21 protein-coding genes are annotated in these 22,129 nt (G+C 64.7%); 12 read left to right on the forward strand and 9 right to left on the reverse strand.

Annotation, left to right across the window (positions count from 1 at the left end; genetic code table 11):
• The first annotated feature begins 49 nt into the window (after positions 1 to 49).
• A complete protein-coding gene (locus ABD154_RS17465; RefSeq protein WP_344251767.1) occupies positions 50 to 394 on the forward strand; it encodes a PD-(D/E)XK nuclease family protein in 345 nt (114 codons plus the stop codon).
• Here the strand turns inward: ABD154_RS17465 and ABD154_RS17470 are convergent.
• The gene (locus tag ABD154_RS17470) at positions 378 to 914 is read right to left on the reverse strand and encodes a TY-Chap2 family putative peptide chaperone (RefSeq protein ID WP_425546739.1); all 537 of its coding nucleotides are present in this window, start codon (positions 912 to 914) and stop codon (positions 378 to 380) included. The two genes, ABD154_RS17465 and ABD154_RS17470, sit on opposite strands and share 17 nt — an antisense overlap.
• A gap of 86 nt (positions 915 to 1,000) precedes the next feature.
• Here ABD154_RS17470 and ABD154_RS17475 point away from each other — a divergent pair.
• A protein-coding gene (locus tag ABD154_RS17475; RefSeq protein ID WP_100227560.1) for an IS3 family transposase occupies positions 1,001 to 2,148 on the forward strand; the annotation gives its coding sequence in 2 pieces (ribosomal slippage) (positions 1,001 to 1,271 and positions 1,271 to 2,148; 1,149 coding nt in all).
• Here ABD154_RS17475 and ABD154_RS18010 read toward each other — a convergent pair.
• The 4 genes from ABD154_RS18010 to ABD154_RS17490 form a co-directional block, all read right to left on the reverse strand.
• Positions 2,145 to 2,351, reverse strand: coding sequence for a TY-Chap2 family putative peptide chaperone (locus tag ABD154_RS18010; RefSeq protein ID WP_425546740.1), 207 nt, complete (start codon positions 2,349 to 2,351; stop codon positions 2,145 to 2,147). The two genes, ABD154_RS17475 and ABD154_RS18010, sit on opposite strands and share 4 nt — an antisense overlap.
• Positions 2,348 to 2,644: a hypothetical protein gene (locus ABD154_RS17480; protein ID WP_344251771.1), complete on the reverse strand. Its 297-nt coding sequence runs from the start codon at positions 2,642 to 2,644 to the stop codon at positions 2,348 to 2,350. Before ABD154_RS17480 ends, ABD154_RS18010 begins: the two co-directional genes overlap by 4 nt.
• 335 nt (positions 2,645 to 2,979) lie before the next feature.
• Positions 2,980 to 3,774 (reverse strand): hypothetical protein, encoded by a 795-nt coding sequence (locus ABD154_RS17485; RefSeq protein ID WP_344251772.1) that lies wholly within the window; start codon positions 3,772 to 3,774, stop codon positions 2,980 to 2,982.
• Positions 3,764 to 5,272, reverse strand: coding sequence for an ADP-ribosylglycohydrolase family protein (locus tag ABD154_RS17490; protein WP_344251773.1), 1,509 nt, complete (start codon positions 5,270 to 5,272; stop codon positions 3,764 to 3,766). The genes ABD154_RS17485 and ABD154_RS17490 overlap by 11 nt, the downstream gene beginning before the upstream one ends.
• 108 nt (positions 5,273 to 5,380) lie before the next feature.
• Between ABD154_RS17490 and ABD154_RS17495 the strand changes: the two genes are divergently transcribed.
• The gene (locus ABD154_RS17495; RefSeq protein WP_344251798.1) at positions 5,381 to 5,998 is read left to right on the forward strand and encodes an NUDIX hydrolase; all 618 of its coding nucleotides are present in this window, start codon (positions 5,381 to 5,383) and stop codon (positions 5,996 to 5,998) included.
• Positions 5,999 to 6,005: 7 nt separating this feature from the next.
• On the opposite strand, the gene ABD154_RS17500 is transcribed toward ABD154_RS17495, so the two are convergent.
• The 3 genes from ABD154_RS17500 to ABD154_RS18015 all read right to left on the reverse strand — a co-directional run bounded on the left by ABD154_RS17500 (position 6,006) and on the right by ABD154_RS18015 (position 9,724).
• Positions 6,006 to 7,457 (reverse strand): SIR2 family protein, encoded by a 1,452-nt coding sequence (locus ABD154_RS17500; protein WP_344251774.1) that lies wholly within the window; start codon positions 7,455 to 7,457, stop codon positions 6,006 to 6,008.
• Between the two features lie 432 nt (positions 7,458 to 7,889).
• Positions 7,890 to 8,918 (reverse strand): IS481 family transposase, encoded by a 1,029-nt coding sequence (locus ABD154_RS17505; protein ID WP_344251775.1) that lies wholly within the window; start codon positions 8,916 to 8,918, stop codon positions 7,890 to 7,892.
• 320 nt (positions 8,919 to 9,238) lie between these two features.
• Entirely contained in the window at positions 9,239 to 9,724 is a 486-nt protein-coding gene (locus ABD154_RS18015; protein WP_425546743.1) for a DNA methyltransferase, read from the reverse strand.
• Between the two features lie 270 nt (positions 9,725 to 9,994).
• On the opposite strand from ABD154_RS18015, the gene ABD154_RS17510 reads away from it, so the two are divergent.
• Positions 9,995 to 11,818 (forward strand): hypothetical protein, encoded by a 1,824-nt coding sequence (locus ABD154_RS17510; RefSeq protein ID WP_344251776.1) that lies wholly within the window; start codon positions 9,995 to 9,997, stop codon positions 11,816 to 11,818.
• A gap of 226 nt (positions 11,819 to 12,044) precedes the next feature.
• Here the strand turns inward: ABD154_RS17510 and ABD154_RS17515 are convergent, their stop codons facing one another.
• A complete protein-coding gene (locus tag ABD154_RS17515) occupies positions 12,045 to 13,019 on the reverse strand; it encodes a quinone oxidoreductase family protein (RefSeq protein ID WP_344251777.1) in 975 nt (324 codons plus the stop codon).
• 44 nt (positions 13,020 to 13,063) lie between these two features.
• Here ABD154_RS17515 and argC point away from each other — a divergent pair, with 44 nt between their 5' ends.
• The 8 genes from argC (at position 13,064) to tyrS (ending at position 22,114) form a co-directional block, all read left to right on the forward strand.
• Positions 13,064 to 14,173, forward strand: a complete 1,110-nt coding sequence (gene argC / locus ABD154_RS17520) for an N-acetyl-gamma-glutamyl-phosphate reductase (protein ID WP_344251778.1) — start codon at positions 13,064 to 13,066, stop codon at positions 14,171 to 14,173.
• Positions 14,170 to 15,345 carry a bifunctional glutamate N-acetyltransferase/amino-acid acetyltransferase ArgJ gene (gene argJ / locus ABD154_RS17525; RefSeq protein ID WP_344251779.1) on the forward strand — a complete coding sequence of 392 codons (1,176 nt, stop codon included), beginning with the start codon at positions 14,170 to 14,172 and terminating at the stop codon, positions 15,343 to 15,345. Before argC ends, argJ begins: the two co-directional genes overlap by 4 nt.
• Entirely contained in the window at positions 15,342 to 16,385 is a 1,044-nt protein-coding gene (gene argB / locus ABD154_RS17530) for an acetylglutamate kinase (protein ID WP_344251780.1), read from the forward strand. Before argJ ends, argB begins: the two co-directional genes overlap by 4 nt.
• Entirely contained in the window at positions 16,382 to 17,617 is a 1,236-nt protein-coding gene (locus tag ABD154_RS17535) for an acetylornithine transaminase (protein WP_344251781.1), read from the forward strand. The genes argB and ABD154_RS17535 overlap by 4 nt, the downstream gene beginning before the upstream one ends.
• Positions 17,618 to 17,683: 66 nt before the next feature.
• The gene (argF, locus tag ABD154_RS17540) at positions 17,684 to 18,619 is read left to right on the forward strand and encodes an ornithine carbamoyltransferase (RefSeq protein ID WP_344251782.1); all 936 of its coding nucleotides are present in this window, start codon (positions 17,684 to 17,686) and stop codon (positions 18,617 to 18,619) included.
• Entirely contained in the window at positions 18,616 to 19,134 is a 519-nt protein-coding gene (locus tag ABD154_RS17545) for an arginine repressor (RefSeq protein ID WP_344251783.1), read from the forward strand. The genes argF and ABD154_RS17545 overlap by 4 nt, the downstream gene beginning before the upstream one ends.
• A gap of 127 nt (positions 19,135 to 19,261) precedes the next feature.
• Entirely contained in the window at positions 19,262 to 20,683 is a 1,422-nt protein-coding gene (gene argH / locus ABD154_RS17550; protein ID WP_344251784.1) for an argininosuccinate lyase, read from the forward strand.
• Between the two features lie 144 nt (positions 20,684 to 20,827).
• Positions 20,828 to 22,114 (forward strand): tyrosine--tRNA ligase, encoded by a 1,287-nt coding sequence (gene tyrS / locus ABD154_RS17555; protein WP_198499063.1) that lies wholly within the window; start codon positions 20,828 to 20,830, stop codon positions 22,112 to 22,114.
• Positions 22,115 to 22,129 lie beyond the last annotated feature (15 nt).

A 22,129-nucleotide genomic window follows, 5' to 3' on the forward strand; every position in this document is an offset into this window, starting at 1 on the left:
TCGGCCTGAGGCCGACGCTTGGCGGAGCCACCGCTCCGCTACTACTGTCATGATCAAACGGACTGCGGAAGGGGCAGCCATCTATCCCGGCGCCGAGGTGCTCCCCGAGCAGCCGATCGCCTGGCGCAATGACGTGGACCAGGTGATGGAGGGCTGGATCGACACCAGGTTGATGCTGCCGTCCGGAGAGCACATCCTCGTCGACCACAAGTCGTACCCGGGCACTGACCCTGTCGGCTATATACGGGAGCACTATCGGGGCCAGCTGGGCGTCTACGGGCAGGCGCTGAAGGCAATCACGGGCTCACAGCCGGTACAGACCTTGGTCCACCTGCCACTGTTGGGCGCGGTGGTGGAGGTGAGTGTGCTTCCCCAGGTCACGCTTGCGCAATGATGAGCTGTCTCACCTTGAGAGAAGCCCCCAGAATGTCGCGGTGTGCGGCATCGTACAGACGCATCATGTTCTCTGGTTCGGCACCGGGTCGATGGAGGGTGCCGTCTTCTTGCAGCAGAGCCAGACACCGGCCGTCTCTCAGCATCGCCCAGAAACCCGACTGCCGATTCGCTTGTTTTGAACTGTCGGCCATTGCGTCTCTGGCAGAGCTGATGTCAGCGAAATAGTTCGGGTCCCATTCTGCGTCGATTCCGGCGGAGTCGAAGAGTGCATTACGAGCCTCCCAATCTCGTGTCTCGTTCAAGGCGAACAAGAGGAGTTGGTAGATCACGCGAAACACGAGGGTCTTCTCAGTGGTCATCGGAGTCTGCGTCGGTGCTTGCAGGTCCACGGCTGCCTCGAGGACTCGCGGAACCTTACGTCGATCGTCCTGCAGGTGCTCATCGGACCATTCGACCGGAACTGCGATGTCCCACGTGTGTCGGTCGAGTTTCGGTGAAACTGCACTATGGATGTGCATGCGTGGGCTGACCCCGGGATGTAGGTCCAGTCGTTGTGTGAGTCGTCTTGATGCTCGCTGCTGCGGGCAGGAAGACTGGTCTCATCATGACGAACACGAGGAAGCGGCACACGCCTGAGCAGGTCGTGCGCAAGCTCGGACAGGCCGACCGGATGCTGGCCGATGGCGCGGACGTCGCGGCGGTGTGCCGCGAGCTGGGCGTGTCGGAACAGACGTACTACCGGTGGCGCAACCAGTACGGCGGGCTCAAGGCCGACGACGCCAAGCGCCTCAAGGAGCTCGAGAAGCAGAACGCCACCCTCAAGCGTCTGCTCGCTGAAGCAGAGCTGGAGAAGGCGGCGCTGAAGGAGCTGGCAGAGGGAAACTTCTAGGCCCGGGCAGGAGGCGCGCCGCTGTCGCTCACCTCATCGCGAAGATGCGGGTGAGCGAGCGGATGGCGTGCCGGCTGACCGGGCTATCCAGGTCCGCCTACCGGCGCACCCTCAAGGCCGATACCGTCGCCGACCCCGACGCCGCCTTGCGTGAATGGCTGCGCGGTTACGCGAAGAAGCACCCCCGCTGGGGCTACCGGCGCGCGTGCCACGACGCCCGCGGCGAGGGCTGGCAGGTCAACCACAAGAAGATCCAGCGGCTATGGCGCGAGGAAGGCCTACGCGTGCCCCAGCGACGTCGCCGTAAGCGCATCGGCTCCTCGACCACGGACGCCCCCAAGGCGTGCGCCCCGAACGTGGTGTGGGCCATCGACTTCCAGTTCGACGTCGACGAGGCCGGGCGTCCGATCAAAATCGCGTCGATCGTGGACGAGCACACCCGGGTCTGCCTCGGCGGCCTCGTGGAACGCTCCATCACCGCCGACCGTCTCACCGACCATCTCGACGACCTCGTTAAGCTGCACGGACCGCCCGCGGTCCTCAGAAGCGACAACGGGCCCGAGTTCATCAGCCAGGCGATCGCCGACTGGGCCGGCACCCGCACCGGCTTGTCGTACATCCCGCCCGGCTCGCCGTGGCTCAACGGCTACGTCGAGTCGTTCAACTCCCGCCTGCGCGACGAGTGCTTGAACATCAACAGCTTCTACTCACTGCTGCACGCCCAGGTCGTCATCGGCGACTGGAAGGTCGAGTACAACACCGTGCGACGCCACTCGGCGCTGGGCTACCTCACCCCGGCCGACTATGCTCGCCACTGCACCCACGAAATGGAACCCGACGACTCACACAGAGACCGGACCTAACAACGGGGGCGGCCCATGCGACCTGTGCGGTTGAGATCAATGTGCACAGGGTTTCTTGTCGGTTCGCGGCTGACGATCGTCAGGCAGTCATAGAGGCCCCCGCCTGGATGAGTCTCGATGAGTTCCAACTCGGGGTGGCGACGCAGGAGTTCGGAGGCCACCCACCAGGATTGCAGGTAGACCAGGCGGTCCTGGAGGTTCATATTCTCGCCTTTCGTCGAGAGTCAACGGACAATAAGAGCTGAATTGTCAGCCCGGTGTTCAGAATCGTCCCCGCCGGACCATCCTGGAACACAGGGCGTCGACCGATCTGTTCCAGTCGGCCGACCCACTGCTTCGCATGCGCAGCGGGGGACCGCACCTTGAACGGACCACAGGCATCGTATTGATCAGATGAACGTACACCTAGGGCGAGGTCCAACGCGGAGTCAAGGGGGGTGACGATGCAGCCCTCTGCATCGGTGTCCTCGTAGTCAGGTTCGATTTCGTCGTGCATTCTTCTCCTCCGCCCGCGGCATTTTGACGATCATGGCAGCGGGTCCACTCGGTCTCTGCGTCAACCCTCGGGTGAGCCGAGGCTTCGGCCATGTCTTACCCATTATCCAAGTGCTTGAGAAGCGCCCTCTCGTGCCGTCGGCTCGATCAAGTTCGGCATACTGAACCGGACACTCGATTCCCCTGAGGAGCAGACTGGGGGTCGTTTCGATGCGGAACCGGGGCCCGACGAGAGCAGATCGATGATCGTGCCGAGCGCAGCATTGGCGGCCACGGTCGGGTCCGTTCGGGCCGGAGAGGCGAGTTGTCCCAAAGATATGTCATTCGTCTGCGACGTCAGCTGACGATGTCCCATTCGTTGAAGAGCTCGTTCCAGTCTTCAGGCCCGTCGATATCGAACTGAGGGAAGACGAACTGGTTGAGTTTGTGGAGCGGCACGGCGGAATGGCCATGCTCAGATGCCGCATCGAAGGAAGCCACGCCGGAGTCAAGGAACGGCGCTAGGAAGACATCGACGTTCTCACCGATGTTGCGGGTGTCCGCGTCGAAGTCGCACTCGAGCCATTTGTCGTCAGCTCGTCGCAGAGTCCGATCGTTGGGTTCGAAACGGTAGAGCCCGATCGTCGTCGTTTCGGAGTCGTCCCGGAATACCAAGCCGAGTCGACCGGTGAGCACAGGGTCGAAGTCCAGTCCGAACTGCGCCCGCCGTTTCGTCTCGAGTTCAGCCATCACAACCCGTGCCCCGTCGTCGAAAGACGTCACGGCGATGCCCGTGGGGATCGATTGACGGTAATCCTCGAGTGTCGCCGCAGTGAGAGTGAACACGGTGAGCTTGCTGCCTTCGAATCCGAACAACCAGATGATCGAACCGTTGTCGCTGGCGCGAATGCTGACAGCATCGCTCATGATGGTTCGACCGAAACTGCTGCCGTCCTGAAATACCAGGTGGTCGCCGACCTGTTCGAGCCGGTAACCCCAGCGCCACGATTTCGTGTCGGGGGAGTGGATCTTGAAGGGGCCTCGCGCGAGGTAGTCGTCGTCAGTCCGGAAGGCCGAGTCGAGATCATACTTCGAGGTGAGATTGGTGATGATGAAACGTTCGACGTCATCATTGAGGTGGTCATCTGACACGGGAGTGACCTCCTCCTGCGATGCGACGGACCGCTGACCTGAACGCGGGGTTGGGGTGTGCATCCGGCAGGACTGCAGTGATATCCCGCAGCGCAGTTTCGGCATCGACTCCAAGATGTCGCGCGGAGTAGAGCGCTGCGACGGTTGGGGTGCGACTGTGTGCCTGCACGCAGTGAACCAGCACGGTCTTCCCCTCAACACGCATGCGCGCGACCATGTCGGCCGCCTCGGCGAGCACATAGTCGAGGTGTTGGTTGTCCGCTGGGTCGTCCGAATCGACCAACCAGACGGCAACTCGATCTTCACGAGGAATGGAATCAGGCACGTCCTTCCGACCGATGCGACACAGAGAGACAACGGCGTTGACATCGTCGGGGATTTCGTCGAGCGCATCGATCCCACCCAGGTAGACGCCGCGATCGTGTGGATGCTGCACACACGTGTCGGTCTGTCCCCAGCTCGAATAGTCGACGTGATCGGCCGACGGCCACTCGCGTGGATCGGTTGGCCGCGATTCCGTCCAGGTGCGGTGAGCGATGACTGCGTGCTCCACGAGCTCCTCAGCATGCCATCCGGGCAACCCGTGGATCTTTCGCTTCCACTCCAGCGGAATCGCACTCACTCCGTAGGCGCCGCCGATGAGTCCGCCGGCGATGGCTGCGACAGTGTCGGTGTCTCCGCCACCGCGCACGGCCATCTCGAGGGCTCGGCGCAGGTGATCAGGGTCATTGTCGGATCGATGTCCGGTGTGCACGATCGACGACCACGCGCCCTGAAATGCGTGTACGACCCAGCCGTTCTCTGTGAAGTAGTCGGGGAGATGGTGCTCCGCCTCGTCGATCCGTGTCTGCCAGAGACTGAAACGCGCTGGTTCTCTGGCTTCGGAGACGCTAGCTCGCAGCCCGACTCGAACGTCGAGTTCTCCGGTTTCAACGGCATGTCTGATTGTGGCTGACCAGATCGCGCAGGCGGTGACTGCATCCTCATGGTGGTGGGTGAGTTCGCTCTGACCCGCGGCAGTCTTCGCGACATAGCCGAGATCCTGCCCAACGAGGCCGTAGGGTGCTGTGCGCATGAGCGAACCATTGCCGGCAGCGTCGGGAAACTGCTCCTGAAACTCTTGAGCAGCTCTCACAGCAGCCAAATTCATAGTGCAGAGTTCGCTTTGCGCGATCCGTTCTGCCTCTCCGAGGACGGCGGACGTCTGATTTCCGACGTCCTTCGCGTCCTCCATCCATTCGATCCACCGTGTCACCGCGGATCGGAGATTGTCATCGCGCGTTCGATCACCGGTTTCGATGACCTCCAAGAGCGGAATCGCCATTGATGTGTCGTCAGTCCATTCGCCTGGGTCCCAATCGAACGCGCCGCCGCCCGTCATATCGACTCGCATATCAGCGGAGTAGGGACCGCCGAACTCATAGGCCGCGCCCAACGCGTCTCCACACGCGAGGCCGACCATCACTCCGGCTGCTCTGTCCAGGTGCCCAGGCTTCATTTTCAGTCCTCCGTGGTCATTGTCGCGATGCTTGCGTCAGTCGATTAAAGCAGAAGTGCTCTAACGGAAGACAGGTTAGCGCGAATCTGCTTTAATGTAAACGTGGCAATGTGGACTGATGCACTGGGCAAGCGATTGATCGACTATCCGCGGCCTTCTGTCGCCGTCGACACGGCAGTTCTCACCGTCCATGATTCGGAACTCTGCGTCGCCACAGTCGAACGCGACGGCATTAAGCGCCTGCCGGGGACGTTCCTTCACGAGGGTGAGCTGCTCGCCGAGGCGGTGGAGCGATCACTGCGAGAGCGAGTCGGTCTGCGCGGCGTCTTTCCTCGCCAGTTGCGAACGTTTGACGCGGTGGACAGAGACGACAGAGGGCGGGTGCTGTCGGTCGCGCATATGATCGCCCTGCCGAGTTCTGACCTTACCGAGGTCGGCCTCGTTCCGGTCGCTGATGTTCACGGTCTGGCCTTCGATCACGACTTCATCGTCGCCGAGGCGGTTGCGGCGCTGCGGCGTGCGTACGCAGAGCATCCGGATCCCGAGAGGTTACTGGGGGAGCGTTTCACAGTGCTTGAGCTCCACCGACTTCACAGCGCAATCGATCCGGACACAGCCCAGAAGGACACGTTTCGCCGTGCCATGATGCCGCTGCTCGTGGCCAGTGACCGGCTCGAAACCGGAACGGTCGGAAAGCCGGCGAGGCTGTATCGGCGGGCTCAGTGAATCGGTTTCACCGATGCTCACCGAACCCGCGGATCGCGGTGATCGCTGCATCGATCGATGGGTCGGACTCTGAGCTCTGCAGTTGGTGGAGCTCGGTGACGAGTGCCTTGAGGCGCCGTTCGGGCGCGGTGAGCTGCGATTCGAAAGCGGGATCCATCAGGTATTCGCGGCTGTCGGTGGCCAGCATGAGGACGTAGTCGAGGAAGATTTCGAGGACGCGTCCTGCAGTCGCAATGGTGGTGCCGTGGGGTGTCATCGGCAGGAGAGTGATCTTGTTTTTCCACGCCTTCTGTTCCAGTGAGTCCTCATTCAATGTCAGTGCCATAGCTCGGCGAGCGATGTTCTGGGGAGAGATTTCGCGGACGTCGTGGAGGATCTGGTGGAAGTGGTCGTCCCCGAGGCCGAACCCGATGAACACGAGCCGCTTGGTGACAAGGCTCGCTTTGACGAGGGCAGCAAGCACATTTCGATTGGCGTCGAAGCCGAGGTAATCGCTCCGAGTGAGGACGATTGTGGAGTCGTCGGCGATGTTGCCGTGCATTTTCAACAGCCACCGCGAAGCGTTGGGCACCTCTGCGCCGGGGATGACCGCACACTGATACCCTGCGTCCTCGCTCGCGATCTCGAACAGTTCGTCGTAGTTGAGAGTGATGGCTTGGTCGAGCGGAAGGTTGGCGATGAGCGACGGTGCAAGGCCATAGGCTCGTCTGTTGACGAGTTTCGCAACTGCAGCGTTGAACTCGTCGGGGCTGTCAAAGAGATTCTTGAGAATCTCGGCCTGATCGAGCACGTTCTTCTTTTCCAGCCTTGCTGCCTCCGCTTCTGTCAGTCGGTCGGCGACGGTTCGCGAGAGTTCCGCGACGAGGTCGTTCCACGACGGTGCTCCAGCGGAGATGCTGATTCCGGCGCCGAGGAAGGGGACGACATTACCGGCAATGCAGTCGTTGGCCAGCTTTTGCCCCGCGGCTTTCACTTCGGACGAGAGTTCTCTCCAAGGGCTATGGCCCCGATCACGACGAATTCGCTGCGCAAGGCCCATCTGTGCGGCATCGCGCACGACAACGACGATGTCAGCACCGTGCCGCTCAGCAGCTTCCTCAGTTGCAGAGAGCACAACGCGGAGGAGGTCTCCAATGACATCGGCGCCGCCTCCTCCACCTGAGCCGATGATCGGCATGGCAAGAAGGCGCAACGGGCGCGTCGAGGTGCTCCCGGCGCCGGCTAACGAGTGGACAGAAACCCGCGCGAAATCGTCAATGATCGCAGCGAATTCAGAGGTGTCGGCGAAACCGAAGAACGGCACCGCTGTGAAGACGGGCAGGGGAGCAGGGGACGCCCATGAGGCCGGTGCGGACGCATGAACTTCGCCATTGAGAAACCGGTCGTCCTTGAATTCTGCGATAGCGTTCTGCAGCGCCTCGTTGCCGTCAGTCCAGTGAGGGAGGACGTTGAGCGTCATGTCCGTCGGCACCATCCATGCGTCGCAGGCGACATGTGTGAGATCGCCCCTCGTGACGAACACGTGGGGATTGGGACCCGAGCTGGAACTTTCTGATTCAACGGCCACAGATCCATTATGAGTGCGCATGACGCATGTCCGGCGCCAAAGGGCGCTGTGATGTGTCGCGACATCGTTCACTCGATGTCGCGGCACATTTCTCTTTTCTGACCCGGGTATGTCTCACGACATCGTTCCGGTTTTTCACCGGATGTCTCACGACATCGTTCAGTCGATGTCTCACGTCATCGTTCACCGCTTCGCCTGGTAGTTCTTCGTGGCATCGATAACGTGTTCGGCGATGATCTCTCCGGCCTGTCGATCCACGATCATGGTCTCAGCGCCCACCGCTAACACGATCACCCGGCGCCCGGCATACGCCCGCCCCACCCCTCAGTGACGCAGCTTCCCGGCGTAGCGGAAGCTGATCGTTCCCGTCGCCCCGACCAGGTCATAGCGGATCCTCCACGCCTGTTCCCCGGCCCCGACCGTCGGTGCTGCCTTCGGGGTTGCGGAGTACACCTCGGCGGGAGTGGACCGCCCGATCGCCCGGTGGGGTCGCTGAGTGTTGTAGACGTGGGTGAAACGCTGCAGTTGAGTGGTCAGGTCGGTGAGGGTCTCGGCGGGGCCGGCTGCGGCCAGCCAGCGTTTGAGGGTCTGGTGGAAGCGTTCGATCTTGTCCTGTGTCGTGGGATGGTTCGGTGCCCCGTTGCGTTGGTCGATGTGCAGATCGGCGAGGAGCTGTTCGAACCCGTTGGGCTGCCGGGCCCGTCCGTCCTTTCCCTGCGCGAACCGGGTCGTGTAGACCATCCCGTTGTCAGTCAGTGTCGCTGCTGGCAGCCCGTGCTCGTCCATCGTGGTGATGAAGGTGTCGATGACGATGGGTCCGGTGACTCTTGGGTGGGCGCTGGTGTGGAGGAGTGTGCGGGAGTGGTCATCGAGCCAGGAGAGGATCTCGATATCGGTGCCATCGGCCAGGGGCCAATGGGTGAAGTCGGATTGCCAGCATTCGTTGGGGGCCGCGGCTTGAAAGCGGTGCCAGGAGGAGCGGGGGCGTTTCTGGGGTTGGGCGGTGACCTGGTTGTGGCGTTTGAGGATCCGCCAGATCGTGGACACGCTGGGGCGGGTCTGTGGGGGCAGGCGGTCCCAGATCGATTCGGGTCCGGCGTCGAGGCCTTCTTCGGTGAGGTTGGTGCGCAGGGTGAGGATCGCCTCCGCGGTGGCCGGGTCAGTGGCATTCGGGTTGGTGTGGGGTGTGCGTGGGCGGGGGTCGACGGCGTCGAGTCCGCCGGTGCGGTAGCGGGCCAGGAGGGTGTAGATCCAGCGGGTGGTGACGTTGAAGCGGGTCGCGGCTTCGGGCACGCTCAGTCCGCCTTCGGTGATGGCCAGGACGATGGTGCGGTTCTTGTTCGAGGTGGTCATGAGTGAACGATGTCGCGAGACATCGACTGAAGGATGTCGTGGGACATCGTGTGAAGGATGTCGTGAGTCATGTGATGAACGATGTCGCGAGACACCAGTGAACGATGTCGTGAAACCAGACAAATCGAACTAATTTCCGCAGGTGTCACCAGTGTGTATCTCAGATTGAGACGCGGTTTCTGAGCTTCATTGAGATGTGCGGAAAAGTCTCTGGTCTTCCATTTGCCGCCTGAATCGTTGTCAGGGTCGGCATGCGCTACGTCTTGCACAGCGGTGCGTGGCTATAGGTTTCTGACTGATTGGAACCTGTCTCGCTGCTTCTACACGTAAGCGAGGATGGTGTCTTGTATGTGTGTGATCGCTGCGCGATTGCCCGGTGAGTACGTTTTATGCCAATCAATCTCAGCTACGAAATTGCTCGGACCAAACTCCTCGTATTGGAGGGCTCTCATCCGGTGCGACTCGGCCTCGTGAAGGCGGACCCAGATCGATCCGTCTTCGCAGAGCAGTGTTTGCATGTGCTCGAGACGATCGCGCATCATCGTCAGCCACACGGAGTGCTCGAGGCTATCCTCGTTGTGAGCGAAGGCGTCCCCGGTGTTGAAGGGTAGGTCGCTGTAGATGCACTTAACTTGACCGGCGTACTTCTCCGCCAGTTCGGGGACGCGAGTCAGGGCTTCGAAAGCATCTGCGGATTCGCCGTGGATGAGAAGGTTGTCAGTCTGCGGTTCGAGGTTGATGCGATCGCCGTGCGCGAGCGTTGGATCTATCGGTGTCTGCTCGCCGGCGAATTCATCGTCGATGATGAGTCGGCGGGTCTCGCAGTAGCGAGGATCCTTCGGGCTGACCCACGTGTAGCCGTACTTGACAGTGTTCGTGGAAACGAGCGCTCGGTCCTTGTTGCATCAGGTGAGTTCGAGTTTCTGCGACGGTCTGGCCCCAGGTGTCTTTCGGTGGGCGGGGCGTGGAGAGCACTGTCCTCAGAGTAGCCGAGGAACGGCTGCGTCGACTACGTATGTCAGGGGTTCATGGCATCATCAGAGTCGAGGGTCACTGACGATTGAACAGGAGCTGGGATGGGGAACCGGGAAGCACAAGCGAAGGCGGCGAATGACGACACCTATTTCTCGGGAGAGTACGTCAACATCCTGGCCAAGGGGCCGATCAACGTAATGGAGGCCACCCGGCTCTGGCATGACGGCATTAAGTCAGGTCGCTGGGGGCAATGGCACCCTTTGAGCCATTTTCGTCGATACTGCACGGCCGAGAACTTCGGTGCTTGGGCCAACGCCCTGTTCACCAACTCCAGAATGAGTGTGCCGCGTTTCGTGGAGATCGGAATTCTCTCGGCTCAGACCGCCGCAAACGAACGGCAGCGCATTCAAGGCCTGTTCGAGGCAGCTGGTGTTCAGAAGCTCAACATCCCGGCTCGCGCTCTCGATGCAGGACAGTCGCATGGGACTGTCGAGTCATTGCTCGCTGTGGCGGCAGTCCCAGATTCGCTTGAGTCGCAACATTACGCTTGGATTCTCCGAGGAATATCCGCCTTGAACCAACTGGGACATGCACAGGCGGCGGGCAAGGTTTCTGACCGGTTCCAAGCGCTCCGGCAGCTGAGGGGCGAACCGGGTAGACCGACCCGCTCAGAGAGGCGGTCACCGAGCACACCGCGGCAAGTGAAATCAGCGGCACCTGTTTTCAAGTTGAGTAAGGGTGAAGCGACCGCCGAACAGCACAGACAGGTTCTCCTGAGGAGTCCTGTCGCATCGAGGGTGTTGGAAGATTGGGTAGAGCAAATCGATAAAGGCGCTAACCCAACGCGGAACCAAGTGGTTCGTCACCTGCGTGTTCACTGCCACAGCGACAACGTCGGCTTGTGGGCGCGCACAATGTTCGACCAAAGAAGTTGGACGATTCCGTCGTACGTCAGAAATGTGATGCGCCTTGCGTATCGGACAGCAACCGACGCGGAGCGCGCCCGTGCTCTCGTTGTCATCTTTACGGATACGACGGTGTTGGACGCATCCGGCTTGATCGGCGAGGGTTCGCTCACTGCTCGCAGGTACGAGCAGCTGGCGAAGATCGCCCTGCCGGGTCCACTCACGAAAGAAGTCAAAGGCGTCATTCGAAATGGGTTGACCGCTCTCGGATCCATCGGAGCCCACGCCGCAGTTCCGGCTTTCTCCGCCCGATTTCAGCAGCTGAAACTGGAAGCCCAGGCCGAGGCGTTACCAGCGCCGGGAGAGTCGACAAAGTGGTCTGCGGTAGCAGTGAGGCGTGACGCATGCTTGGTCATCAATAGTGCTCTGACGAAAGCGACACGTCATGAGGTGAGTGCAGAAACCGCTTTCCTTGCGTCTGAGCTGACTGTGCACCACCGGTGGACGCTGGTGTGCGAAACGCCGGTCGTCACCACTGTCGATGAGCGGCGAATCGATCTGACCGGAATGACTGTCGAAACCACAGAAGTTGGCCTCAAGGCGACAATCACGACAGCGTCATCCCGTCGACAACTTGACACTGTCACGGTCCCGTTGAGCGGGCGCCATACCTATGCTGAACAGAGTGTTGAGAAGATCGTCGTCGTGCTTCTCGCGATCCTCTTCGAGGACACCCATTCTCTGGTGAAAACCGGTGCGAAGCGGGATCGGCAACTCATCGGCGGTGCCGCGCCGCTCGCGGAAATCTCCCCGACCGGCCTCTATCGCACTGTCGAAGGGTTGGCATGGACACTGTCATCAAGCACACATCTGGTGTCGGCTGGAATGGGGCGCAGACAGCGGCCGCATGAGCGGCGCGGGTACACGCAGGTGCGCAATGGCACCAGAGTCAATGTCAAGTCGTATCGGACCGGCAACCATGAGAAGGGGAGGCCATCGCCAGCGGCAAATGCGGACTGAGAGTGGTTGCTCAACTGTTCCGGCCGAGGGATTGCGTGTAATCAACTTTAATTAGGCCGTTTGGCCTCTGGAATCCAGCCACCTCAATGGCTGGATTCCAGCCACAACACTCCGGCTCCCTGGATCTCTGCTCTACCGCCGGTCACACCCGCCAAAGACGAACATTCATGGGTGCGACCGCCACCATCGGCGGGACTGATGCTGGAATTGGCGATAGTTCACCGAACTACCTTTTCAGCACAACCTTTCCCGTCGTCCTCCGCCCTTCCAGCGCACGGTGTGCCTCGGCGGCTTCAGCCAGCGGGAACGTCTCGCCGATGCGGAAGTCGAGCCAGCCCTTCTCTACTCCGCTCGAGACCATCGCCCACCGCTTCGCCAACGCCTCCGGAGTCGCGACCATCCACGCGAGCGACGGCCGGGAGAGGAAGATACCGCCCGAGGAGTTCAATCGCTGGATGTCGAACGGCGGCACCTGACCGGACGCCCCGCCGAAGAGCACCATTGACCCCAAGGGCTTGAGCGACGCCAGCGACCCGTCGAATGTGTCCTTGCCAACCCCGTCGTAGGCCACCTCGACGCCCTCACCCTCGGTGAGTGAACGGACCTTCGCCGCGACATCGACATCCGGGCCGTAGAGGAACACCTCATCGGCACCGGCCTTGCGGGACAGCTCCGCTTTCTCTTCGGTGCTCACCGTCGAGATGACATTGCCGCCCAGATGCTTGATGATCTGCGTGAGGATGAGTCCGACGCCACCGGCACCGGCGTGAACGAGCGCCGTGTCACCCGGCTTGATCGCATGCGACGTCGTCGCCAGGTACTGCGCCGTCAGTCCCTGCAGCGGCATCGCCGCAGCCACCTCGGCGCTCACGCTCTCCGGGACGGTCAGCAGGTTATCCGCCTTCACCACCACCTGCGTGGCATACGACCCCGGCCCCTCATGCCACGCCACCCGATCGCCGACCTTGTACGTCTCGACCCCATCGCCCACCTCGGCGATCTGACCCGTGCCCTCGACTCCGACGACATGCGGGTAGTCCATCGGATAGACCCCCGATCGCCGGTACGTGTCGATGAAGTTCACCCCCGCCGCCTCGACGTCGACGAGCACCTCACCCGGCCCCGGCCTCGGCGTCTCGATCTCACCGAACTCGAGCACCTCGGGTCCACCGGCCTGCATCGCACGAACTGCCTGGGTCATCACGCCTCCTGCATATTATTTACTGATGCTGTATGGTTATTCATATGAACGCTCTCACGGTCGCCGTCTCCGGCGCCACCGGCTATGCCGGCGGGGAAGTCCTCCGTCTGCTCAGCACCCACCCCCACCTCACCGTGACCACCGTGTGCGGTCACTCCTCGGTCGGGGAGCTGCTCGGCCGGCACCAGCCCCACCTTCCCAGGTACGCGGACTTCGTCATCGAAGACTCGACCGCCGAGGTGCTCGCCGGCCACGATGTCGTCGTCCTCGCTCTGCCTCACGGCAAATCCGGGGCGATCGCCGCGGAACTGGCCGAGACCAGCCCCGATACCCTGATCGTAGACCTTGCCGCCGACCACCGGCTCATCAGTCCCGAAGCGTGGGAGGCGTTCTACCACTCCGCCCACCAGGGCACCTGGACCTACGGCCTCCCCGAACTGCTGCTCGCCGACGGTAAGAAACAGCGCACCCAACTGACCGAGACGAACCGCATCGCCGTCCCCGGCTGCAACGTCACCGCCGTCACCCTCGGCCTCGCGCCGCTGCTCGCCACCGGACTCATCGCACCTCAGGGCCTCAACGCCGTCCTCGCCAACGGGGTCTCCGGCGCCGGCAAAGCCCTCAAGCCCCACCTCACCGCCGCCGAGATCCTCGGCGACGCCAGCCCCTACGGCACCGGCGGCACCCACCGCCACGTCCCCGAGATCGAACAGAACCTCAACGGCGTCCTCGGCGCCGACCCCGCCGACGGACCGGTGCGGATCTCCTTCACCCCGACCCTCGTGCCGATGTCCCGCGGAATCCTCGCCACCCTCACCGCCGACCCTTCGGATGAGGCACCCCGGACCGCCGACGGCACCATCGACGCAGAGGCGCTGACCGCCCAGCTGACCAGCGCCTTCGCCGACGCCTACGCCGACGAACCCTTCGTCCGCGTCCTGCCCGAGGGCCAATGGCCGCGCACCTCGGCGACCACCGGATCGAACGTCGCCCAGGTCCAGTTCACCTACGACTCTCGGGCCGAGAAGGTCCTCGTCGTCGTGGCGCTGGACAACCTCGTCCGCGGCACCGCCGGCCAAGCCCTCCAAACGATCCACCTCGCCCTCGGCCTCGAGGAGACCACCCACCTGCCCCTGGAAGGAGTCGCCCCATGAGCGTGACCGCACCGCTCGGCTTCACCGCAGCAGGCCTCACCGCCGGACTCAAACCCAGCGGAACGAAGGACCTCGCGCTCGTCGTCAACAACGGCCCCGCGACCACCGTCGCCGCCGTCTACACGTCGAACCGCTGCCAGGCCAACCCCGTCATCTGGTCCCGGCAGGTCTCAGCCACCGGCCACGCCCGCGCCGTCGTCCTCAACTCCGGAGGCGCGAACTGCTACACCGGCGACTACGGGTTCGCGACCACCCAGCTCACCGCCGAAGAGACCGCGACCCTCCTCACCGATGCCGGCACCCCGACGCAGGCCGATGAGATCCTCATCTGCTCGACCGGGCTCATCGGCGTCGGGGGAGAGGAGTTCCGCTCCGGCATCCTCGACCACCTCCCGCAGCTCGTCGCCGCCGCCGAGGACTCCGTGACCGGAGGCCAAGACGCCGCCGAGGCGATCATGACGACCGACACCGTCGCGAAGACCGCAACCCGGGAGGGTCCGGGCTACACGATCGGCGGGATGGCCAAGGGCGCGGGCATGCTCGCCCCGGGCCTGGCGACGATGCTCGTCGTCCTCACCACCGACGCCCCGCTCGACCAGCCCGCCCTCGACGCGGCCCTGCGCACGGCCACGCACGTCAGCTTCGACCGCCTCGACACCGACGGGTGCATGTCGACGAACGACACCGTCATCCTCATGAGCTCTGGAGCTGCGGACACGACCGTCGACACAGACGAATTCGAGGGCCTCCTCGGCGAACTCTGCCTCGACCTCATGCGCCAGCTCCACGTCGACGCCGAAGGCGCCCACCACGACATCGCGATCACCACGCGGGGTGCGGCCTCCATCGACGACGCCGTCACCGTCTCCCGGGCGGTGGGCCGGTCGAACCTCTTCAAGGCCGCGATCTTCGGGGAGGACCCCAACTGGGGTCGCGTCGTCGCTCAGGTGGGGACCACCTCGGCGGACTTCGACCCCACGGCCATCGACGTGACGATCAACGGCACGCAGGTCTGCCGCGCCTCCGGACCCTACGCCGACCCCGCCGAGGTGACCTTCGGCCGTGAGGTCGACGTCGTCATCGACCTCCACGCCGGTGACAGCGAGGCCACCATCTGGACCTCCGACCTCACCCATGACTACGTCGAAGAGAACAGCGCCTACTCCACATGAGCACCCAACCCGACTTCTCCACGAAATCCACCGCCGCCCGGCTCGCCGCCGCCCAGGTCAAGGCCGAAGCGCTCACCGAGGCGCTGCCGTGGATCAAGACCTTCGCCGGGGCGACGATCGTCATCAAGTACGGCGGCAACGCGATGATCTCCCCGGAACTCCAGCAGTCCTTCGCCGACGACATCGCCTTCCTCCGCTTCGCCGGCATCCGCCCCGTCGTCGTCCACGGCGGCGGCCCGCAGATCACCTCGATGCTCGCCCGGCTCGGCATCGAGAGCGAGTTCAAGGCCGGGCAGCGGGTGACGAGCGAGGAAGCCGCCGAGGTCATCCGCATGGTGCTGGCCGGCCAGGTCAACCGGGAGATCGTCTCCCGCATCAACATGAACGGCAACGCCGCGATCGGCCTCTCCGGTGAGGACGCCGACCTCCTGCTCGCGCACAAGACCGTCGCCGAGGTGGACGGACAGCCCGTCGACCTCGGCCGGGTGGGCGAGATCGCCCAGGTCAACACGACCGTGCTCGGGGAACTCCTCGACGCCGGACGGGTGCCCGTCATCTGCTCGATCGCCTCCGAGATCGGGGGAGAGGCCGGCAAACCGCTCAACATCAACGCCGACCTCGCCGCCTCGTCGGTGGCGAAGGCCCTCGGCGCGGAGAAGCTCATCATGCTCACCGACGTGCCCGGCCTCTACGCGAACTGGCCCGACACGTCGAGTCTGATCTCCCGGATCGGCCCCGACCGGCTCCGGGAGCTGCTGCCGAGCCTCGACGCGGGGATGATCCCGAAGATGACCGCCGCCCTCGAAGCGATCGAGCACGGTGTCAAGCAGGCCCACATCATCGACGGGCGGATGGCGCATTCGCTCCTCCTCGAGGTCTTCACCTCCGAGGGCATCGGGACGATGGTCGAGAACGGCGTCGTCGAACCCGCCCCGCTCGGTGACGGGCACCGCGGATTCGCGGACGGCGCTGGGGTCGACGGTGACGGTGGGGTCGGCAATGCCGCCGAGGCGGCTGATGACGAAAGAGCGGACGCATGACCGACCCGACAACCGCAGCCGGCACCAGCGACTCCGCCGCCACGTGGCGCGAGGACTTCTCCCGCGTCCTCTCACCCGTCTTCGGAACCCCGCAGCTCGACCTCGTCCGCGGACAGGGCTCCTACGTCTGGGACGCCGCGGGCAAGCAGTACCTCGACCTGCTCGCCGGCATCGCCGTCAACGCGCTCGGCCACTGCCACCCCGCATGGGTCAAGGCAGTGAGTAAGCAGGCGGCGACGCTCGGCCACATCTCGAACTTCTTCACCTCACCCCCGCAGATCGCGCTCGCTGAGAAGATCCACGAGATCCTCGACCTGCCCGAAGGATCCGCGGTGTTCCTCTCGAACTCCGGCGCCGAGGCGAACGAAGCGGCCCTGAAGATGGCCCGCCGGGCCGGCGGCGGGGGACGGCCGATCATCATCGCCGTCGACGGTGCCTTCCACGGCCGGACGATGGGCGCGCTCGCCCTCACCGCGAAGGCCGCCTACCGCGAACCCTTCGCCCCCGGGGTCCCCGGTGTCGTCCACGTGCCCTACGGCGACGTCGATGCGCTCGCCGCCGCGGTCAACGACACGACCGCCGCCGTGTTCATCGAACCCATCCAAGGTGAGGTCGGTGTGCGCCGGCACCCCGCCGGATACCTGCGCGCGGCCCGTGACCTGACGACGGCAGCCGGGGCGCTGCTCGTCCTCGACGAAGTCCAGACGGGCGTCGGCCGGACCGGGTCGTGGTTCGCCCACCAAGATCCGGTCATCGGCGAAGGCGTCGTCCCCGACATCATCACCTCGGCGAAGGGCCTCGGCGGCGGCATGCCGATCGGTGCGACGATCACCGTCGGCGAGGCGAACACCGCGCTGCTCAGCCCCGGCCAGCACGGGACGACGTTCGGCGGCAACCCCATCGCGTGCGCCGCCGCGCTCGCCGTCCTCACCACGATCGAGGCCGAGGGACTGCTCGACCATGCCCGCCGCCTCGGCGACCAGCTGACTGCGGAACTCGAACAGATTCCCGGGGTCAGCGGAGTGTCCGGGGCGGGGCTCCTCCTCGGCGTCGAACTCTCCGGTGAGCATCCCGACGCGAAGGCCGTCGCCGCCCGCGCGCTCGAGGCCGGGTTCATCGTCAACCCCGTCACCCCCGAGCGTCTGCGCCTGGCCCCGCCGCTGACGATCACACACGAGGAGATCGCCCCGTTCCTCACCGCCCTGCCCGGCCTCCTCCGACCCGAGGACTGAGCCTGCAGCACCACCTCGGCGCACTCTCACCACCTGCCCGTCCCCCCGACTCTGACTAGGACCACCATGACCCGCCATTTCCTCAAGGACACCGACCTCAGCCCGGCCGAGCTCACGCACGTCCTCGACCTCGCCGCCGAGCTCAAGGCCGCGCCCTACTCGCGCACCCCGCTGGAAGGCCCTCAGACGGCTGCGGTGATCTTCGACAAGACCTCGACGCGGACCCGCGTGTCGTTCGCCGCCGGCATCGCCGCGCTCGGCGGGCAGCCGCTCATCATCAACCCCGGTGAGGCGCAGCTCGGGCACAAGGAGTCGATCGCCGACACCGCGCAGGTCATGGCGCGGATGGTCTCGGCGATCATCTGGCGCACGTACGCCCAGGCCGGGCTCGAGGAGATGGCCGAGCACTCGACCGTGCCGGTCATCAACGCGCTCTCCGATGACTTCCACCCGTGCCAGATCCTCGCCGACCTCCTCACCATCCGCGAACGGCGCGGGCAGCTCGCCGGTCTGACGATGGCCTACTTCGGCGACGGCGCGAACAACATGGCGAACTCGTACGCCCTCGGCGGGGTCAACGCCGGGATGCACGTGCGCATCGCCGCCCCCGCCGGCCACCAGCCCGATGAGGCGATCATCGCCGAGGCGACCGACCTGGCCGCACAGACCGGCGGATCGCTCACCGTCACCGACGACCCCGTCGCCGCCGCCTACGGCGCCGACGTCCTCATCACCGACACGTGGGTGTCGATGGGCCAGGATGCGGCCGGCCGCGACGACGAGGACTCCCCGTTCGTCAAGTACCAGGTCACACAGGAGCTCATGAACGCCGGCAACGACGCGATGTTCCTCCACTGCCTGCCCGCCTACCGGGGCAAGGAGGTCACCGCCGAGGTCATCGACGGCCCCGCCTCGGCGGTCTTCGACGAAGCGGAGAACCGCCTCCACGCGCAGAAGGCCCTGCTGACGTTCCTCCTGGAATCCGGCTCGGAGTCCCGATGAGCGAGAACCCGACCGCGGCGCCGCTGACGAAGACCGCCCGGCAGCAGAAGATCATCGACCTCATCACCCGCCGGTCCGTGCACTCGCAGATCGAGCTCGCCGATGAGCTCGCGACGCAGGGCATCTCCGTGACCCAGGCGACGCTGTCGCGGGACCTCGCCGAGGTGGGGGCCGTGAAGATCCGGTCGACCTCGGGTTCCGTGTACGCCGTTCCCGGTGAGGGCGGTGACCGCAGCCTGCAGCAGTCGACGGGTGACAGCCTCGATGCGAAGCTGCCGCGGCTGCTCGAGGAGCTGTTGGTGTCTGCCGCCGCGCAGGACAATGCGGTCGTGCTGCGGACCCCGCCCGGGGCCGCACAGTATCTCGCCTCGGCGATCGACCGGTCGTCGATGACGGGGATCTTCGGCACGATCGCCGGAGACGACACCGTCCTCGTCATCGCCGATGCCGCCGTCGGCGGGCAAGCACTGGCCGAGACGTTCCTCGAACTCGCCGCTGGTAGTACGGGGGAGTAGAACCGTCTGACCGCCTCGGCGGCGGTGAGACAATGGCAACGAAGATGTGTCCCGCCGACGTGCGGGACGAAACGCCGCTGGACGGCACAGGACAAGCCGCCGTGGCGACGGCACGAAAGGACTGCGAGTGAGCGAACGACTGAGCCTGTGGGGCGGACGGTTCTCGGACGGACCGGCGGATGCGCTGGCCGCGCTGAGCAAGTCGACGGACTTCGACTGGCGCCTGGCGACGTACGACATCGCCGGGTCGAAGGCGCACGCCGCCGTCCTCCACCGTGCGGGACTGCTCACCGAGGACGAACTGTCCGGCATGCTGGCAGCGCTAGACGAACTCGGCCGGCGGGTCGCCTCGGGCGAGTACGTCGCCGCGGAATCCGACGAGGACGTCCACTCCTCGCTCGAGCGGGGGCTCATCGAGATCGCCGGGCCCGAGCTCGGCGGGAAGCTGCGGGCCGGGCGGTCGCGCAATGACCAGATCGCGACGATGGGACGGATGTACCTGCGCGATCACGCCCGCGAGATCGCGGGCCTCGTCCTCGACACCGTCGATGTCCTCATCGCCCAGGCCGAGGCACACCCCGAGGCGCCGATGCCCGGGCGCACGCATCTCCAGCATGCGCAGCCGGTGCTCCTGGCTCACCACCTGCTCGCGCATGCGTGGCCGCTGCTGCGCGATGTCGAGCGACTCGTCGACTTCGACGATCGGGCCGGTGTCTCCGCGTACGGGTCGGGTGCCCTGGCTGGGTCGTCGCTGGGGCTCGACCCGCAGGCGGTGGCCGCGGACCTCGGGTTCGCCGATTCGGTGGAGAACTCGATCGACGGCACCGCCTCGCGTGATGTGTTCGCCGAATACCTCTTCATCACCGCGATGATCGGCATCGACCTCTCGCGTCTGAGTGAAGAGGTCATCGCGTGGGCGACGAAGGAATTCTCGTTCGTCACCCTCCACGACGCGTATTCGACGGGGTCGTCGATCATGCCGCAGAAGAAGAACCCCGACGTCGCCGAGCTCACCCGCGGCAAGGCCGGGCGCCTCATCGGGGACCTCACCGGGCTGCTCGCCACGCTCAAGGCACTGCCGCTGGCCTACAACCGGGATCTGCAGGAGGACAAGGAGCCGGTGTTCGATGCCACTGACACGCTCGAACTCCTGCTGCCGGCGTTCACCGGGATGGTCGCGACGCTGACGTTCGACACCGAACGGATGGCGTACCTCGCCCCGCGCGGGTTCGCGCTCGCCACCGACATCGCTGAATGGCTCGTCCGCCGAGGAGTTCCGTTCCGCGTCGCCCATGAGCTCTCCGGTGCGTGCGTGCAGCTCGCCGAATCCCGGGACGTCGAGCTCTGGGATCTCACCGACGAGGACTACGCCGGCATCTCCGAACACCTCACCCCCGAGGTCCGCGAGGTCCTCACAACGCTCGGGTCGATCGACTCGCGCGATGCGAAGGGCGGGACCGCGCGCTCGGCCGTGGCGTCGCAGCTTGAGAACGCCCGCACCGAGGTGGCCCGCCTCCGGACCTTCGCGGACTCGCCCCGGAGCGTGTGAGGGGGACTGCGTTCGCACGGCACGGTCGACCGCCTCGGCGAGGCCATCGCGATCCGGACGGAAACGGAACCAAGTCCCGCACGCCGTAGAATTGACCCTGCCGGTTCGATGCCGGCAAGTCCACACAGTTGCGAAAGGACCGAAGTGACCGACGTATTCAGTGACCTCAAAGCCCGCGGGCTCGTGGCGGTATCGACCGACGAGACCGTGCTCCAGACAGCTCTGGACCAGGAGTCGCTGACCTATTACGTCGGGTTCGATCCGACCGCCCCGAGCCTGCACATGGGCAACCTCGTCCAGCTCATCACCGCATCGCGGCTCCAGCAGGCCGGGCACAACCCGCTCGCGCTCGTCGGCGGGGCCACCGGCCTCATCGGCGATCCGCGGATGTCGGGGGAGCGCACCCTCAACCCGCGCGAGATCGTCGAGGAATGGGTCGGCAAGATCCGCGCCCAGGTCGAGCGCTTCCTCGACTTCACCGGGCCGAATGCCGCCCAGGTCGTCAACAACTACGACTGGACGTCGGAGATCTCGGCGATCGACTTCCTCCGCGACATCGGCAAGCACTTCCCGGTCAACCGGATGCTCGCGAAGGAATCCGTGTCCGCGCGCCTGAAGAACGAGAGCGGCCTGTCGTTCACCGAGTTCTCCTACCAGGTCCTCCAGGGCAACGACTACCTCGAGCTCTACCGCCGCTACGGCTGCACCCTGCAGACCGGCGGCTCGGACCAGTGGGGCAACCTCACCTCGGGCGTCGACCTCATCCGCCGCGTCGAAGCCGCCAACGTCCACGCGATGGCGACCCCGCTCATCACGAAGGCCGACGGCACGAAATTCGGGAAGACCGAATCGGGCACTGTGTGGCTCGACGCGTCGCTGACCAGCCCGTACGCGTTCAGCCAGTTCTGGCTCAACGCCGACGACCGCGACGTCATGAAGTACCTCAAGGTGTTCTCGTTCCGTCCCCTCGAGGAGCTCGAGGCGATCGGTGCGGAGTTCGAAGCTGCCCCGCACACCCGTCTGGCGCAGAAGGTCCTCGCCGAGGATGTCACCACCCTCGTGCATGGTCGTGAACAGTACGACCAGGCGATCGCCGCGGCCGCCGCGCTCTTCGGCGGGGGAGAGCTCACCGCTCTCGACCCGGCGACGTTGGGTGCGGCGACGGCCGAGCTGCCGCGCGGCGAGGTTCCCGCGGCCGCCCTGGGGACAGGGCTGCCCGTCGCCGATGCCTTCGTCACCGCCGGCATCGTCAAGTCGAAGGGCGAGGCCCGTCGTGCGATCAAGGACGGCGGCGCCTACGTCAACAACGTCAAGGTGTCCGGTGAGGATCAGACGCTGACCTCCGACGACGTCCTCGACACCGCCGGTGGGGGAGTCGTCCTGCTCCGCCGCGGCAAGAAGACCCTGGGAGCCGTCGACATCGTCGGCTGATCGACCGGCAGCCCT

It is taken from the genome of Brevibacterium sanguinis (genome assembly GCF_039528855.1).
GTDB lineage: Bacteria > Actinomycetota > Actinomycetes > Actinomycetales > Brevibacteriaceae > Brevibacterium > Brevibacterium sanguinis.

Excerpts from the sequence above, each read along its gene's own strand:
- ABD154_RS17465 (WP_344251767.1), top strand. The coding sequence starts at position 50 with ATGATCAAACGGACTGCGGAAGGGGCAGCCATCTATCCCGGCGCCGAG.
- ABD154_RS17470 (WP_425546739.1), bottom strand. The coding sequence starts at position 914 with ATGCACATCCATAGTGCAGTTTCACCGAAACTCGACCGACACACGTGG.
- ABD154_RS18010 (WP_425546740.1), bottom strand. The coding sequence starts at position 2,351 with ATGAACCTCCAGGACCGCCTGGTCTACCTGCAATCCTGGTGGGTGGCC.
- ABD154_RS17480 (WP_344251771.1), bottom strand. The coding sequence starts at position 2,644 with ATGCACGACGAAATCGAACCTGACTACGAGGACACCGATGCAGAGGGC.
- ABD154_RS17490 (WP_344251773.1), bottom strand. The coding sequence starts at position 5,272 with ATGAAGCCTGGGCACCTGGACAGAGCAGCCGGAGTGATGGTCGGCCTC.
- ABD154_RS17495 (WP_344251798.1), top strand. The coding sequence starts at position 5,381 with ATGTGGACTGATGCACTGGGCAAGCGATTGATCGACTATCCGCGGCCT.
- ABD154_RS17500 (WP_344251774.1), bottom strand. The coding sequence starts at position 7,457 with ATGACGCTCAACGTCCTCCCTCACTGGACTGACGGCAACGAGGCGCTG.
- ABD154_RS17505 (WP_344251775.1), bottom strand. The coding sequence starts at position 8,918 with ATGACCACCTCGAACAAGAACCGCACCATCGTCCTGGCCATCACCGAA.
- ABD154_RS17510 (WP_344251776.1), top strand. The coding sequence starts at position 9,995 with ATGGGGAACCGGGAAGCACAAGCGAAGGCGGCGAATGACGACACCTAT.
- ABD154_RS17515 (WP_344251777.1), bottom strand. The coding sequence starts at position 13,019 with ATGACCCAGGCAGTTCGTGCGATGCAGGCCGGTGGACCCGAGGTGCTC.
- argC (WP_344251778.1), top strand. The coding sequence starts at position 13,064 with ATGAACGCTCTCACGGTCGCCGTCTCCGGCGCCACCGGCTATGCCGGC.
- argJ (WP_344251779.1), top strand. The coding sequence starts at position 14,170 with ATGAGCGTGACCGCACCGCTCGGCTTCACCGCAGCAGGCCTCACCGCC.
- argB (WP_344251780.1), top strand. The coding sequence starts at position 15,342 with ATGAGCACCCAACCCGACTTCTCCACGAAATCCACCGCCGCCCGGCTC.
- ABD154_RS17535 (WP_344251781.1), top strand. The coding sequence starts at position 16,382 with ATGACCGACCCGACAACCGCAGCCGGCACCAGCGACTCCGCCGCCACG.
- argF (WP_344251782.1), top strand. The coding sequence starts at position 17,684 with ATGACCCGCCATTTCCTCAAGGACACCGACCTCAGCCCGGCCGAGCTC.
- ABD154_RS17545 (WP_344251783.1), top strand. The coding sequence starts at position 18,616 with ATGAGCGAGAACCCGACCGCGGCGCCGCTGACGAAGACCGCCCGGCAG.